15 protein-coding genes are annotated in these 14,446 nt (G+C 69.5%); 6 read left to right on the top strand and 9 right to left on the bottom strand.

What is annotated here, in order from left to right; translation table 11 throughout:
* Window positions 1–308: calcium-binding protein (locus tag ACFU99_RS03265; RefSeq protein ID WP_384384981.1), on the bottom strand; the 308-nt coding region annotated here is incomplete at its 3' end.
* Between the two features lie 492 nt (window positions 309–800).
* Between ACFU99_RS03265 and ACFU99_RS03260 the strand changes: the two genes are divergently transcribed.
* A complete protein-coding gene (locus ACFU99_RS03260) occupies window positions 801–2,465 on the top strand; it encodes an alpha/beta hydrolase (RefSeq protein WP_384384977.1) in 1,665 nt (554 codons plus the stop codon).
* Window positions 2,466–2,578: 113 nt separating this feature from the next.
* On the opposite strand, the gene ACFU99_RS03255 is transcribed toward ACFU99_RS03260, so the two are convergent.
* Entirely contained in the window at window positions 2,579–2,953 is a 375-nt protein-coding gene (locus tag ACFU99_RS03255) for a VOC family protein (RefSeq protein ID WP_384384975.1), read from the bottom strand.
* A 338-nt stretch (window positions 2,954–3,291) separates the two neighbouring features.
* On the opposite strand from ACFU99_RS03255, the gene ACFU99_RS03250 reads away from it, so the two are divergent.
* Both ACFU99_RS03250 and ACFU99_RS03245 read left to right on the top strand, forming a co-directional pair.
* On the top strand, window positions 3,292–4,425 hold the full coding sequence (locus ACFU99_RS03250) for a DUF5954 family protein (protein ID WP_384384972.1): 1,134 nt from the start codon (window positions 3,292–3,294) through the stop codon (window positions 4,423–4,425).
* A 49-nt stretch (window positions 4,426–4,474) separates the two neighbouring features.
* Window positions 4,475–4,621, top strand: a complete 147-nt coding sequence (locus ACFU99_RS03245) for a hypothetical protein (RefSeq protein ID WP_384384970.1) — start codon at window positions 4,475–4,477, stop codon at window positions 4,619–4,621.
* 9 nt (window positions 4,622–4,630) lie between these two features.
* Here the strand turns inward: ACFU99_RS03245 and ACFU99_RS03240 are convergent, their stop codons facing one another.
* Window positions 4,631–5,176 (bottom strand): hypothetical protein, encoded by a 546-nt coding sequence (locus tag ACFU99_RS03240; protein WP_384384967.1) that lies wholly within the window; start codon window positions 5,174–5,176, stop codon window positions 4,631–4,633.
* A 244-nt stretch (window positions 5,177–5,420) separates the two neighbouring features.
* Between ACFU99_RS03240 and ACFU99_RS03235 the strand changes: the two genes are divergently transcribed.
* Entirely contained in the window at window positions 5,421–6,044 is a 624-nt protein-coding gene (locus tag ACFU99_RS03235) for a Holliday junction resolvase-like protein (protein WP_384384964.1), read from the top strand.
* 151 nt (window positions 6,045–6,195) lie between these two features.
* Here the strand turns inward: ACFU99_RS03235 and ACFU99_RS03230 are convergent, their stop codons facing one another.
* On the bottom strand, window positions 6,196–6,822 hold the full coding sequence (locus ACFU99_RS03230; RefSeq protein WP_384384961.1) for a TetR/AcrR family transcriptional regulator: 627 nt from the start codon (window positions 6,820–6,822) through the stop codon (window positions 6,196–6,198).
* 129 nt (window positions 6,823–6,951) lie between these two features.
* Here ACFU99_RS03230 and ACFU99_RS03225 point away from each other — a divergent pair, with 129 nt between their 5' ends.
* Together ACFU99_RS03225 and ACFU99_RS03220 are read left to right on the top strand one after the other, a co-directional pair.
* Complete coding sequence (locus ACFU99_RS03225) at window positions 6,952–8,214, top strand: NADH:flavin oxidoreductase/NADH oxidase family protein (protein WP_384384984.1); 1,263 nt, start codon at window positions 6,952–6,954, stop codon at window positions 8,212–8,214.
* A 317-nt stretch (window positions 8,215–8,531) separates the two neighbouring features.
* The gene (locus ACFU99_RS03220) at window positions 8,532–9,122 is read left to right on the top strand and encodes a helix-turn-helix domain-containing protein (RefSeq protein ID WP_384384958.1); all 591 of its coding nucleotides are present in this window, start codon (window positions 8,532–8,534) and stop codon (window positions 9,120–9,122) included.
* A gap of 56 nt (window positions 9,123–9,178) precedes the next feature.
* On the opposite strand, the gene sbnB is transcribed toward ACFU99_RS03220, so the two are convergent.
* From sbnB to ACFU99_RS03195, 5 genes are all read right to left on the bottom strand, one after another.
* Window positions 9,179–10,228, bottom strand: coding sequence for a 2,3-diaminopropionate biosynthesis protein SbnB (gene sbnB / locus ACFU99_RS03215; RefSeq protein WP_384384956.1), 1,050 nt, complete (start codon window positions 10,226–10,228; stop codon window positions 9,179–9,181).
* 20 nt (window positions 10,229–10,248) lie between these two features.
* Window positions 10,249–11,655, bottom strand: coding sequence for a ricin-type beta-trefoil lectin domain protein (locus ACFU99_RS03210; protein WP_384384953.1), 1,407 nt, complete (start codon window positions 11,653–11,655; stop codon window positions 10,249–10,251).
* Window positions 11,656–11,741: 86 nt separating this feature from the next.
* The gene (locus tag ACFU99_RS03205) at window positions 11,742–12,551 is read right to left on the bottom strand and encodes an ABC transporter permease (protein WP_384384951.1); all 810 of its coding nucleotides are present in this window, start codon (window positions 12,549–12,551) and stop codon (window positions 11,742–11,744) included.
* Window positions 12,552–12,611: 60 nt separating this feature from the next.
* Window positions 12,612–13,358 (bottom strand): ABC transporter permease, encoded by a 747-nt coding sequence (locus ACFU99_RS03200; protein ID WP_384384948.1) that lies wholly within the window; start codon window positions 13,356–13,358, stop codon window positions 12,612–12,614.
* A 76-nt stretch (window positions 13,359–13,434) separates the two neighbouring features.
* Entirely contained in the window at window positions 13,435–14,421 is a 987-nt protein-coding gene (locus ACFU99_RS03195; RefSeq protein ID WP_384384946.1) for an ABC transporter ATP-binding protein, read from the bottom strand.
* Window positions 14,422–14,446 lie beyond the last annotated feature (25 nt).

The following is a 14,446-nucleotide window of genomic DNA, read 5'->3' as shown; positions in this document are numbered from 1 at the left end:
CCGTAGAGGGTGTCGTTTCCGATGCTGCCGCCGAGAAAGTCGTTTCCAGGACCGCCGTAGACGGTGTCATTTCCGAGGCTGGCCGAGATGTTGTCGTTGCCGGCACCGGCATAGATGATGTCGTTGCCCTCCCTGGCGGTGATCGTGTCGTTGCCGTCGAGGCCGCAGATGACGTCGTCGCCGGAGGTGCCGTTGATCTTGTCGTCGCCCGGCGTGCCGGTGATGGTGCAGTTCGGAGCCGCGGCACGGGGAACGGCGGAGTGCGCGGCCGGCGCCGCGGACAGCGTCAGCCCGACCGCGACCGCCAACGGGGCCCACCCCCATCGTGCCGTCGCCCTTTTCAGGCCGGAACGCAGATGCGCAGATAAAAACATGGGTTTCCCTCAATTGCGGTAGATGCCTCGTCAGGCCCCGTCGGGTCGTCTTATCGGGCACGCCGGAGCGCACCATCTCCCCTTCGGAGCACCGGTGTTCTGTGACGTGCCGGCGATTTTCGCGGCCCCCGACGGCCTTTATCGGCCCGCCCGGTCAGGCCCGGTCACGCCCGGTCTTCGGCGGACGGATCACGGGCCCGCGGAGGGACGTAGAGGCGCAGAGAGCCCGTAGAGCCGGTAGAGGCACGTAGAGCTCGTAGAGACACGCAGAGGGCAACCCGTCCCCTACAACTCGGGGACCACGCGGGGCCCTTGCGTCATCCCCAAGGTGGATGGGTCTGCGACCTGACGGCGGATCCCCACGTGTGCCCGGCTCCTGAAGGATCTTTCCTGTTCGAACATCATCCGACCGGAAGGATCGATATCGTGCGCAGACGACGTCTCGCGCCCCTGCTGGCCGTGAGTGTCACGGCGACGCTGGCTCCCGTGCTCGCCACTTCGACGGCCGACGCCGCTCCGGCCGACGCCTCGGCGGCCGTTTCCCCGGCCGCCGCCAAGGGCGGCGGGCTGGACCGGTACGTACAGCAGAAACCGCGGTGGAAACGGTGTTCGGCCGATTCCCCGGCGGAGTTCGAGTGCGACACGATCAAGGTTCCGCTCGATTACCGGGCCCCTGACGGCAAGCGGATCGACATGGCCATATCCCGGATCAAGAGCACCGCGCCCGGCAAGCGGCACGGTGTCCTGTTCTCCAATCCCGGCGGCCCCGGGGGGCCGGGGCTCTACATGCCGATGATGATGCAGGAAAGGCTTCCCAAGCCCGCCCAGCAGAAGTACGACCTCATCGGCTTCGACCCGCGCGGCGTGGGAAAGAGCAGCCCGGTCTCCTGCGGTCTCACATCGGACGACGAGAACTGGCTGCGGCCGTACAAAGAGAAGACGTTCGACAAGGACGTCTCCTGGGCGCGCGACGTCGCGAAGAAGTGCAAGAAGAAGGTGGGCGACAAGCTCCCGTACATCACCACGCGCAACACCGCGCGTGACATGGATCTGCTGCGGGCCGTCCTCGGCGAGAAGAAGATCTCGTACCTGGGCTATTCGTACGGCACCTACCTCGGCGCCGTCTACACCCAGCTCTTCCCCGGCCGGTCCGACCGGTTCGTACTGGACAGCGCGGTCGATCCGGCGCAAGCCTGGCGGGGAATGATGCAGTGGTGGGCGAAGGGGGCCGAGCCCGCGTTCGACCGGTGGGCCGGGTGGGCCGCCGAGCGCTCGAAGAAATACGACCTCGGCGACACCCCCAAGAAGGTCGAGCGGACTTTCTGGGACCTGGTCGCGCAGGCCGAGGAGAAGCCCATCGAGGTGGACGGGAAGCCGGTCACCGGCGATGACATCCGCAGCGGCATACGCGCGCCGCTCTTCACCCCGAAGGAGGCCACCGAAGGGATCGTGGAGCTGAAGAAGGCCGCGGCCGGCAAGCCCGCCGCCACGAAGAAGCTCGCGCCGTTCGCCCGTACCGGCGGGGCGGGGGCGACGGGCGCCGCGGGGGCCGGGGCCGGGTCCGAGGCCGCCAAGGTGCCGTCCGACAACACGATGGCGAGTTTCTGGTCCGTGGTGTGCGGCGACAACTCGGCCGCGTGGTCCCGTGATCCGGAGAGCTACCGGCGCGACGCCGTCGAGGACAAGGGCCGCTACCCGCTGTACGGCGACTTCGCGTCCAGCATCAAGCCCTGCGCGTTCTGGGGCGATTCCGCGGAACCGGCGACCAAGGTGAACAACAACGTCGGCTCCCTCGTCGTCCAGAACGAATGGGACCCCCAGACCCCGCTGCCCAGCGGACAGGCCGTGCACGCCGATCTGAAGGGCTCGAAGATGGTCACCGTCCTCGGCGGCGAGGGCCACGGCGTCTTCCCGAACGGCGACGCCTGCACGGACGGCACGGTCACCGACTACCTGACCAACGGAAAGCTCCCGGCGAAGGACGTAACCTGCAAGGCCACGGCCGAGTCGAACGAAAAGGCACGGCAGAACCAGCGCAAGGACCGGAAACCCGACACATTCCCCGGCGCCCCGCTCCCTGACCGCTTCTGACCCCCTCCTCTAAACCCGTCCGCTGAACCCGTCCGCTGAGCGAATCTTCCGAGCACGGGTGAAGACCGCGTCGGGGCGCGCCTGTACGGCGCCCCGACCCGGCACGGTCCCGATTACAGATACGGACGCGTAATCAGTTCGATCGCGTGGCCCGCGGGGTCCTTGAAATACACTCCCCGGCCGCCGTGCTCATCGTTGATCTCACCCGGGCGCCGCATCTGCGGATCGGCCCAGTGCTCGACGCCGCGATCGCACAGCCGCCCGTACGCGCGATCGAACAGTCCGTCGTCGACCAGGAACGCGTAATGCTGCATCTGGATCTCCACCGGCGGCTCGGCGAACTGGAGCAGTACGCCGTCGGGGAGCTGGATGTTGGTGAACGGCCCCCAGGGCGGCGCTTCCTCGATCTCCAGCAGATCGCGGAAGAACTGGGCCGACTCGTGGCGGTCCTTTGCGGCGATGATGGTGTGGTTGAACGCGATTGCCATGCGGCTGACCTCATTCTGCTCGGCACGAACACGCGAATTGGTGAATTCGCTGATTCACGAATTCGCGGATGACTGACTCGCGATGCACGGGCGTCGGGAGGCCCGCGTGCCGAACCGAGGGAGCGCCGTCCGCGCACCCGTCGCGCGATCAGCCCTCCACCGGATAGCCGATCTGTGTGTGGCGTAGCGCCGTTCCGGTGTTCACATCAGATGATCTTACTGGAGACAGGGGGGCTGGTGCGGGCCCAGGTCCTGCCCTCGCAGCCCGATGTCACTGAAGACGGTGGGAAATCCGGAAACCCGCGATGGGCGCCTGCCGGGATCGGCAGGATGTGGGCATGGAACAACGGGATGTGAAGCCGGAGCGGATGCGACGGATCGTGGTGCGGTTTCCGGAGGAACCGGTGGAGTCGGTCGCGGAGGCCGACGCGCTGGACGCCGCGGTGGGAATCGAGACGCTGCTGGTGCGGGGCCCGCTGTTCGGGGTGGTCGCGCAGGACGCCGGGGAGTCGTCGCGGTGGCGGGTGGTGATCGCGGTGGAAGTCGGCTGCCCGCAGCAGGCGCGGGACAGTCTCCATTCGCAGCTGTGGTTCCGGGCGAAGGACGAGGCCCAGGACCGTACGGAACGGCGCGCCCTGCTGGCGGCGGTCGCCCGCCTGGAGACCGAGCGCGTCGACGACCTCACCGTGCTCGGAACCCGCTACCGGATCGTACGTGCCGAGGAGTACACCGGCATGGGCCGGGACGGCATCGAGCAGCCCCGGCCGACCGACCCCGAGCCCGCCGCCCCGAACTGGGACCGCGCCGCCCGCGAGGCGCGGGTCGACGACGGCCTGGTGCTGGACCCGGACGCGCCCATCACGCCCACCCAGGCCGCCGAACGGCTGGCGCTCAGCGGCCTCGCCTACTCCGGATCCCGGTACCCCGAGAACGTACGCGCCGACTCCGAGCGGGCCGTGCACACCCATCCCGACGTGTTGCTGATGCCCGCCGTGTTCCGGGTCGTGGAGGGGGACGGCGGCCCCGGCTGGGAGATCGGCAGCGGTCTGCACGCCACCGCGCACGACGTCCGCAAGACGATGGACTTCGCCCTCGTCTGGCTCGAACCCCGCCAGCGGGGCCTCATCGCCTGGAACGCGGACGCCAAGACCGTCGACGCCCGTTCGGTGGCCGCGGCGGGCACCGATCCCGCGGCCGCTGAACTGGCCGAGTACGTACGGGTCGCCGACCGGCTCCGGGCCGAACGCGCCAATCAGGTCGAGTTCCAGGGCACCGTACGGCGGATCTGCCGGGCCCGCCGCCTGGTGCGCTGGGGCCCCGACGGACCCGAAGGGCCGCGCCCGTCGGACATCGACACCCACGGTCCCGAGAAGATGCATCCCTTCCTGGACGAGGACGGCGTCGTCCACTTCGACCACGAAGACAACGAAGACAACGAGGAGGCTGAGGAAGCCGAGGGCGTCGATTCCTGAACGCTTCCGCCGGCCGCCGGTTGATGTTCGCCGCTGGTAGGCGATGTGGATGCCCGTACTCCCTGAAGCCTTGAGGAGTACGGGCCTCCACGCGCATCCGCCGGGGCCGGACGTCGCCCTCCCCGGCCTCACCCAGGTCGAAGGCACCCCCGTGACCCGCACGCTCAAGCGCGCCGGTCTGGTCGTCGGCGGGTGATCGCCGTCGTCAGCGGGTGCGCAGGCGTCGCAGCGCCGCCTTGCGCCCGTTGAGGAACGGGCTGAGGTCATCTATCCGCGCCAGGCGCAGCGACTGCGGTGCGCATCCGCGTCCCACTGCGACCACGCGCTGCCCGGCCAGGACGGTCTGAAGGGCCCAGAGGTGATCGCGACGCGCGAACGGCGCCGAGAACTCCGCGTCGCCCCAGAGGACACGCAGAGTGGAGAAGGAGGTCGGCTCCAGAGCCCGTGGGGGCGGGTTCCGGCGGACCCGTTCGCGTTCCAGTACGCCCCTCAAGGCCGTCTGCGGGTCGTCGGCAGCGTCACCGCGTCCGGGAGCGAAGGTGGTCAGCAGAACCAAGGGCCCGGAGCTGATGTCCGGCCGCCCGTACGCCAGGGTGATCTCCGCCCACTGCCCATTGACCCGGTGCGCTTCGCCGAGCATCGCCGGTCCCGTCGCCGGCTGATACAGCCCGTGTACGGGAAACGGCTGACGCGCTACCAGTTCGTCCAGGGCCAGTTCGGGATCCGGCGCGTCATCCACTGCTCTCCGCATGGCGAGAAGTCTGGCGACGGCGCCCCCACCGCGGAAAGACGAAACCGCGGCACAAGCCGCCTGCTCCCGCGCGCAGGCACCGACTCAGCCGAACTCCACGATCATCGTCCGATCGGATCCATTCGCCTGACGGGCAGTCGATACAGGAATAGCATCTCAGGCAGCAGCAGGCACCAACGGCAGAACAGGTGATGCACGGCCGACCGAAATAGCCGTCGCGACAAAAGCGCAGGGGGAAATGGCGATGGCACTTGCCTTCATGACAGTCGTCCTGGTGGCGATCATGGTCGCGGCGGTGCTGCTCGTACGTTCAGCCCGCAACGACGCCATGGCAGCGCAGCAGCGCGCCGACGAGGCCCTCGACGAGCTCCGGGCAACCGTGGAGAAGCACCAGAAGGCGCTGGTCGAACGGGGAAAGAGCGCGGCCCGCAGCTCACGCAGCACATTCGACGGTCACGTCGCGGAGAACGCGTTCCCGTACGCGGCAGAGCACGGCTACCACCCCAAGGACATCGTCCATGTCGGCGGAAACATCGACTTCCTCGTATTCGACGGCCTCTTCGAGGTGCGGCAAGGCATCCGGAAACCGGAGGATCTGACGATCGTCCTGGCCGACGTGAAGTACGGATCGAGCACACTCACCCGCGAGCAGCGCGCGGTCCTCGCGGCCATGAACGGGGGCCGCACACGCGGGGAGTACTGGAGGGCCAGAGAGCACGACGGGCGACTCGTCTACCAGCAGAGGTCCGAGTCGACACTCCCGCGGCCGGATAAGTTCACTGTGGACGACCGGCAGCTCCCCGCCGACAGCTCTCGCGCAACTCCGGGCGTGACGCGGTCCGCCCCGTCAACCGACGCGCCTGGCTGACGCCCACGCAGCACAATCTCCCAACGTCTTGCGACGGCCCCGGGCGCGCCCGCCGCACATCAACGGCCGTCGTCCGAGGTCGAAAAGGCGTGCTGCCGACCGGATCCAGTCGCCCCTGAGCACCTCCGGCCGCACGAAGGAGCTCCACGCCTCACTTCCGCGCTCCCTCCCGCTCCGACGGTGCGGCGACAGCCCGGGACAGCGTCGACGACGCGGCGAACAACGCGTGCACGCTGTCGCGGACTTGGGCGGCGACCGCCTCGGGGGTTGAGGTGTCGAGTTTGCCGTCGAGGTGGAGGAACGCGAGGCCGTGGACGAGGGCCCATACCGGGGTGGAGAGGGCATCCGGGTCGGCGCCGGGGAAGGCGTGGCGGACGATGTCGCGGACGTACGCGGATATGGCGGCGGTCGCTGCGGCGCGTTCCTCGTTGTCCGGGTCGCAGGGTTCCGCGAACATCACGCGGAACAGCGCCGGGTGGTCGAGCGCGAAGCGCACGTAGGCGACGGCGACCGCCGCGAGGTCGTCGGGGGTCGTGGGCGCGGGGTGGGCCGCGGCCAGGTGGGCGGCGAGTTCGCGGTAGCCCTCGGCGGCGACGGCGGAGACGAGCGCGTCGCGGTCCGCGTAGTGGCGGTAGGGGGCCGTCGCCGACACGCCGGCCCGCCGCGCCACCGCCCGTAGGGAGAGCCCGGCACTGCCGTCCTCTTCCAGAAGTTCGCGCGCGGCGCGCAGGCAGGCGGCGCGCAGATCGCCATGGTGGTACGTACTCGCTTGCGGCATAGGTCACACCCTCTCATGTTTACAACGCTCACATCACATCCTAATGTGAGCAGTGCATACATCGTAGGCGATCCAGCCGCGATACAGAAAGAAGCGAGACGGGAGAGGGAACCCCACATGACAACCCACATGACCAGCGAGTTGTTCTCACCGCTGCCCCTGCGCTCCGGCGCGGTCCTGGGCAACCGGATCGCGAAGGCCGCCATGGAGGAGAACATGGCCTGCGACGGCCAGATGCCCGGCCGGCAGTTGCTGACGCTGTACCGGCGCTGGGCCGCCGGCGGCACCGGACTGCTGATCACCGGGAACGTGATGGTGCACGCCGAGGCGCTGACCGGCCCCGCCGGCGTCGTGCTCGACGACGCCGCGCCCCTGGAGCCGTTCGCCCAGTGGGCGAAGGCCGCGAAGTCCGGCGGCGGGTCCGTATGGATGCAGATCAACCACCCCGGCCGCCAGATACAGGCCGACATGCCCGGCGTGGTGTGGGGCCCGTCCGCCGTGGGCGTCGACCTCGGGCGGCTCAGCAGCCGCTTCGGGCGGCCCGTCGCCATGACCGCCGAGCAGATCGAGGCCACCGTGGCCCGGTTCGCGGTCACGGCCGCGCGGGCCGAGGAGGCGGGGTTCGACGGCGTGGAGATCCACGCCGCGCACGGCTATCTGCTGTCGCAGTTCCTGTCCCCGCTGGTCAATCAGCGCACCGACGCGTGGGGCGGCTCGATCGAGAACCGGGCCCGGATGCTGCTGGACGTCGTACGCGCCGTACGCGCCGCCGTCTCGCCGTCCTTCGCGGTCGCCGTGAAACTCAACTCCGCCGACTTCCAGCGCGGCGGGTTCGACGCCGACGACGCCCGTCAGGTGATCGCGATGCTCGAACCGCTCGGCGTCGACCTGGTCGAGCTGTCCGGCGGCAGCTACGAGAGCCCGGCGATGTCCGGCCGCCCCGCCGACGCGCGCACTCAGGCGCGCGAGGCGTACTTCCTCGACCTGGCCGAGGATCTGGTCAGGACCAGTCCGCTGCCGCTGATGCTCACCGGCGGCATCACCCGGCGCGAGACGGCCGAGAAGGTCCTCGACAGCGGCGTGGCGCTCGTCGGGATGGGCACCGCCCTCGCCGTCACCCCGGACCTGCCCGCCCGCTGGCGCGACGGCCGCGAGGCCGACCGGCGGATGCGGCCGGTGAACTGGTCCGACAAGGCGCTCGCCTCCGCCGCCGGCATGGCGCAGGTCCGCCACCAGATGCGCCGCATCGCCCGCGGCAGCCGTCCCACACCGGGCACCCACCCCGCGTACGCCCTGGCCGTCGAGCAGCTTCAGCAGCGGCGGGCGCTGCGCCTCTACCGCGCCTGGCTGCCCACGGTACGAGGCGCCGCCGCCGCGAACCCGACCGCCTGACCGCCATCGGCCCGTCCCTCATAGGGTCGGCGCTCGACAACCGGGCCGAATCTGTCGATCCAGTTGCCCACCCGTGCTCACCCCGCGTCCGCCGCCGCCCGCGGTGCTTAAGGTGGACAGACCCCCGCCCTCGCAACGGCGTGAAGGCCATTGACGCTTCGGATAGGCGCGGACAACACATCTGGTGAAACAACCGAATTGTTTCTAATATGGGACCGCGGTCTCCGGAAGTCTCCGCAGTCCCCCCGTCACCAAAAGCGCCAGCATCAGATAAGCATTCATATCTCCGCCGATGAATTCGGGGACAGGAATTGCCGATGGCGTTACGAGCACGACCCAGCCGTGATGCGGACGAGGAAACCATGGTGCGCCGGCTGGCGCGGGCGCGGAAAGCGCCGCGCGACACAGTGACGCGCGCCCGGATCATCGAGTTGAGCTGGCAGGGACGGCGGGTCCCGGCGATCGCCGTCGAGACGGGGTGCAGCGAGAAGACCGTGCGGCGGTGGCTGCACCGCTTCAATCGCTCGGGACTGGAGGGGCTGGAGGACCGGGGCGGGCAGGGGCGCAAGCGTCGGATCACCGAGACCGAGCGTTCGCGGATCGTCGGCCTGGTCGACTACGCGCCGCCGGGTTCGGGCTCGACTTCGGGCTCGACTTCGGATTCGGATTCGGATTCGGGCCGCCTCGGAGAGCAGGCCCACGGCGCTCCCACTGAAAGCGCCGACCCTCCTGAGTGGACGCTCGACGCCCTCGTAGCCGAGGCCAGGCGCCTGGGGATCGAAGTCGGACGCTCCCAAGTCCGGAGGATTCTGCTGGCCGAGGGGGTGGACTGGCATCGGACCCGGTCGCGTACCGCGTCCGCCGACGATCGCACCGACGCCCGGAAGGGCCGGCTGCGCACCGCCTGACGACGCCCGCCCATCAAGCGGATCAGGCGCAGTAGGACCGATGCTCAGGCGATGCCCTACCGCACCGCGTCCCCATAGAAGTCCGGCAGCGTCCGGCCCGCCCCCACGGCCATCGCGCCCTCCCACACCCACTTCCCGACCGCCAGGTCGAGCACTCCGAGGCCGAACGGCGAGAACACCGCGGCCCGCCCCGGCGTACGCGCGACAGTGCCGTTCAGCAGATCCGCGAGCGTGCCGTCGATGAACTGCCGGTGGCCCACGCGCTGTTCGGTCAGGTGCAGGGAGGTCCGTTCCCGTACGGCGTGGGCGATGTCATCGGTGAAGTTCTGGGCGGCGAGGATCATCGCCGGGTCCAGGTCCCGCAGCGACAGGTGCAGCACGACGGGGCCGTGGGCGAGCAGCTCGGGGTCGGCGATGTGCGGTTCGCCCGCCACCGTGGTGATGACGACCAGGTCCGACGCGCGCAGGACCTCCGCGGCCGTCTCCGCCACGGTGATCTGCCCGGCCCCGTCCGCCGCCAGGGAGCCGGCGAACCGCTCGGCGTGCTCGCGGTGCAGGTCGAAGACGGTGAAGCCGCCGGTCTCCCATCTCAAGTCGCGGAGGAATCGCCAGACGTGACCCGCGATGAGGCCGGTCCCCACGACGCCGATACGGGCGGCGCGACGCTCTCCGGCCAGCGCTTCGGCAGCGAGCACCGCGGACGCGGCGGTCCGGCTGGCCGAGACGATCGACGCCTCCATCGCGGCGAAGGGATAGCCGGTCTCGGTGTCATTGAGGAGCAGAATCGCCGACGCGCGCGGGATACCGCGGCTGGGATTGGCCGGGAAACTCGCGACCCATTTGATTCCGGCGACCTCGAACTCGCCGCCCAGGTAGGCCGGGAGAGAGATGATGCGCGCATCGGGACGATCGGGAAATCGCAGGAATGAGCTCTCGGGATTGGCGCTGCGGCCGGCGGCGTGGCACAGATACGCACGGCGCACGACGTCCACGCACTCCTCCCGCCGTCCCTCCAGCCCGCGCAGTACGTCCGCGCCGGTCAGAATTCCCAGTTCGGGCAGGTCGGACCGGGTCGAAAGAGAGGGATTGTCCAAGGGATTGTCCATGGGAAACGGCTCCTCGGGGATCAGGTCGGGTGGCTGTACCAGCGTTGGCCCGGCTCGTCCGCGTCGCAGGGGCGCTGTCGCAGGGCCGGGGCCGTCGTGAGCAGGTCGTCCTGGGCGAGGCACTGCCCGGAGGCGGGGTTCCCCCGCCCGTACGCGGAGATCCTTCCGAGTCGGTCGAGGCGCCACCGCTGCTCGGGGCGTCCGTCGCACCGCGCGGTCGTCAGGGTCGCGCCGCCGGTCAGGCAGCGGCCGGTGGCCTTGGCGCGCAGCGTGCCCCCGGCCGTGTTCCAGTTCTGCGCCACGCTGCCGTCGCAGGCGGCGGTGCGGACCTGTCGGGGGTCCGTTCCGCTGCTCGCGGACGCGTCCAGGCAGCGGCCGGTGTTGTCGTCCGTGGTGGGCGCGGTGTTGGAGCCGATCCAGGAGACGAGGGTGCCGGGCGCGATCGTGGGGGGCGTGCGGCGGTATTCGCGCGCCCACCAGGCGGGGTAGGACGGGAGTACGGGCGGGGGCTGCGGCGGGCAGTCGGCGGGACGGCAGCCCTCATGCCGGAAATAGGTCAGGTAGAGCTGGGCCTTGCGCTGTTCCAGTGCCGGGGGCAGGTTCTGCGGCAATTGGTCGATCGCGTATCCGCGGTAGGCGATCAGCGGTACGGGACGGCGACCGCCGGAGCCGTCCGTCTTCGTCAGGTTGGCCATGTCGGCGATACGTACCAGGCGGGCCGCTATGGAATGGTCGCTGTGATCGGCGCCGGGTTCGATGCTCCGCCCGAGCCTGGTGTTGTCGTAATCCAGGGTGCGCACCGTATCGGGGCGGGCCGTGTCGATGATCGTGCGGAGCGTCGCGACGAGGCTTCGTTCGGTGTATGCGGCGCTGCCGTCCATTGCCGTGATGTCGGGTATTCGTCCGTCGAACAGCTTCTGGAGGCTCTGATAGCGGCCGGCGGCCGAGCCCTGTCCCCTTTCGAACCCGTCGGGCAGCCGCATGAACATCACCTCTATCCCGGGGCGGCCGGCCGGAACGGTGAGCCGCGAGGTGCGTATTCGGTGGCCGTAGCGGCGTATGTGCCCGTTCTTCCAGGCGTCGGGGACGCCGGCGAGAAGGGAATACGCCGCCCGGACTCCGTCCTCGCGGGACTCGTAGAAGAGCGCGCATTCCCCGCCGTCCCCCGCGGTGAGGTACACGATCTTCAGGCAGTTGCCCCGCTGGTAGTCCTTTTCCAGGTCGGGGCTCATGAACAGCAGATCGTCGTCCTGGTGCGCCACCGCCGCCACCGTCGTGCGGTGGCATTCGGGCCCGTCCGAGGGCTGTGAGGACTGTGCCGTCGCGGCGGCGGGCTCCGGCGGCAGAATCGCCGGGAGGGCCAGGGCCAGTACGGCTGTGAACTTCAGGAGTACGCGCCCCGCGAGGGGCGTCGAATCAGTACGCACACACAACACCGGCCTTTCTCTTGGCCTCCGGAGGTCCGCGGAATGCGGTATATCGAGGAACGCGGTGTTTCGAGAATCGCGGTGTGTCAATGGGTGAGCAGCCGGTTCAGGCGCCGGGCGGCCACCAGCAGCCCGAGCCCCAGTGCCGCCGCGAAATAGCCGAGAGGGACGAGGAGCGACGGGCCGATATGCCCGCCGACGAGCCCTCGCATCAGCTCGATCGCCTGGTAGAGGGGTGTGACGCGAACGGCCCACTGCACCGGCTGCGGGTATACGGAGATCGGATAGAACGTGGTGGAGAACATCAGCAGGGGAACGGTGACCAGCCGGACGAATTGGGTGTCCTGCCAGGTGCGCATGAAGGTCGTCGCGGCCAGTCCGAGGGCCCCGAATCCCAGGGCCACCACGAATGCCGCCGCGGGAACGGCGACGGCCCACGGCGACGGTACGAGGCCGAGCGCGGCCATCACGCCGATGAAGACGGTGCCGTAGGCGGCGCCTCGCAGGGCGGCCCAGAGCACTTCGCCGAGCGCGATGTCGAGCAGGCCCAACGGCGTTGTCATGAGGGCTTCGTAGAGCCGGGCGTGGCGGAGTTTGAAGAAGATGCCCATCGTCGTGTCATAGACCGCGCCGTTCATGGCGGACGCGGCCAGCAGTCCGGGCGCGATGAACGCGGCGTACCCGGCGCCCAGGGGGCCGGGGCTGTCTTTGAGCAGGGCCCCCATTCCGTTGCCGAGGATCACCAGATAGAACAGCGGCTCGAAGAGTCCGGACAGGATTTCCCACCAGGCCCGGCGGTATACGAGCACGGAGCGCAGCAGTATGACGCCGGGGCGGCCCGCGAAGGACTCGTGCCGATTCCGTCGCGTACGGGGGGCAGCCGCCGAGGTTGGCATGGTGTGCGTCAACTCCTTTCACAGGGTTCACGGGATTCACGGGGTTCTTGAGCGGGAGGATCAGGAGGTGAGGCGGCGCCGGAAGAGGCGGATCGTGACGGCCAGGCCGACCGCCGCCCACAACGCCAGCACGGCCAGGTGTACGACGACGGAATCTGCGGAGAAATGTCCGGTCACGCCCGCGCGGCACAGTTCGACCGTGTGCCACAGCGGGGTTGCCATGGCCAGTCCGCGAGCAGCCGCCGGCAGTTGGGAGACCGGGAAGTACGTACCGGCCACCAGGGTCATCGGGAGCACGATCATTCTGTTGAGCGCCGTGAACGCCGAGCCGTCGCGGACCATGGCGGAGAAGGCCATCACGGGTGCGGCGAAGGCCGACGCGCCGACGGTGGAGAAGAGCAGGGCGAGCAGGGCCGGCAGCGGGTCCATGGCGTCGCACAGCACCATGACCATTGCCACCAGTGCGCCCGATACGGCGATTTGGACGGCGGTCCAGAGCAATTGCCCGATGACCATCTGCGGGGGCGTCACGGGGGTGACGGCCACGCCTTCATAGGTGCGCTGCCATTTGAAGCCGGCCATCACGGGTTCCGTCGACTCGGCCACGGCGTACTGGAAGGCGGCGGTGGCGAGTACGGCGGGGGCCACGAATCTCAGATACGAGCTGTCGCCGACCGCGCCGTGCGGAACCACCGCGCCGAGTCCGAATCCGATCGCCGCCAGGGTGACGACGGGAATGACGAAGCCTCCGATCGCGGCCCCGCGCCAGTTGCGGATTCCGTGGACGGCCTGCCATTCCAGGACCATCAGGCATCCCCGTATCCCCGCGACGCCGGTGGAGGGCGTCGTGGGCCGGGGGCCCGGGCCCGGAACGCGCGCGTAGTCAGTCGTCAAGGCTGCGGCCCGTCAGGTGGAGGAATACGTCTTCGAGGGTGCTGCGGCGCACCAGGCTGGATTCCGGTGGCAGTCCGCTCCGGTAGATCTCGGCGAGGGCCTGTTCTGAGTTGTGGACGAAGAGCAGGAGGCGCTCCGGGAGCGTCTCAATGCGGTCGCAGAGGCCGGCGAGTTTCTCGGCCGCGACGGCTTGGCGGTCCGGCGGGTAGCGCAGTTCCACGACTTCGGGCGGGGCGTGCCGTTCGATGAGGGCCGCCGGAGTTCCCTGTTCGATGATGCGGCCCTGGTCGATGATGACCACCCGGTCGCACAGTCGCTCGACCTCGTCCATGTAGTGCGTGGTGAGGACGAGGGTGACGCCTGCGCGCTTGAGTCCGAGCAGCCGGTCCCACAGCAGATGGCGGGCCTGCGGGTCGAGTCCCGTGGTGGGTTCGTCGAGGAGGACGAGTTCGGGGTCGTTGACCAGGGCGCGCGCGATGGTGAGCCTGCGGCGCATTCCTCCGGAGAGGGTTTCCACTTCTGCTCCGGCCCGGTCCGTGAGGGCCGCGAATTCCAGCAACTCCGCGACTTTTCGGCGGACTTCCGGCCGTCGGATGCCAAAGCACCGGGCGTAGACCCTCAGGTTCTCGCTGACGCTCAGTTCGGTGTCGAGGTTGTCCTGCTGCGGGACGACGCCGATGCGGGCGCGGATCGCGGGGCCGTGCCGGTCGGGATCCATTCCGAAGACCGACAGGAGGCCGTCGGTGCGGGGTGAGACGCAGGCGACCATGCGGAGGGTGGAGGATTTGCCCGCGCCGTTGGGGCCCAGGAATCCGAGGAATTCGCCGCGCCGGACCCGTATGTCGATTCCGCGTACGGCCGTTCGTTCGCCGTACTTCTTGGTGAGCCCGTCCGCGACGACGATGTCGTCGGGGGCGTCGCCGTCCGCCTCTTCGGCGCGGCGCGAGCCGGGCCGTTCCCCTCCCCCTGCCGTCACCGGTCTTCTCCCGCCATCACTGGCC

The sequence above is a fragment of the Streptomyces sp. NPDC057654 genome, assembly GCF_042800135.1.
GTDB lineage: Bacteria > Actinomycetota > Actinomycetes > Streptomycetales > Streptomycetaceae > Streptomyces.
This window is presented reverse-complemented; position numbering and strand designations above follow the sequence as displayed.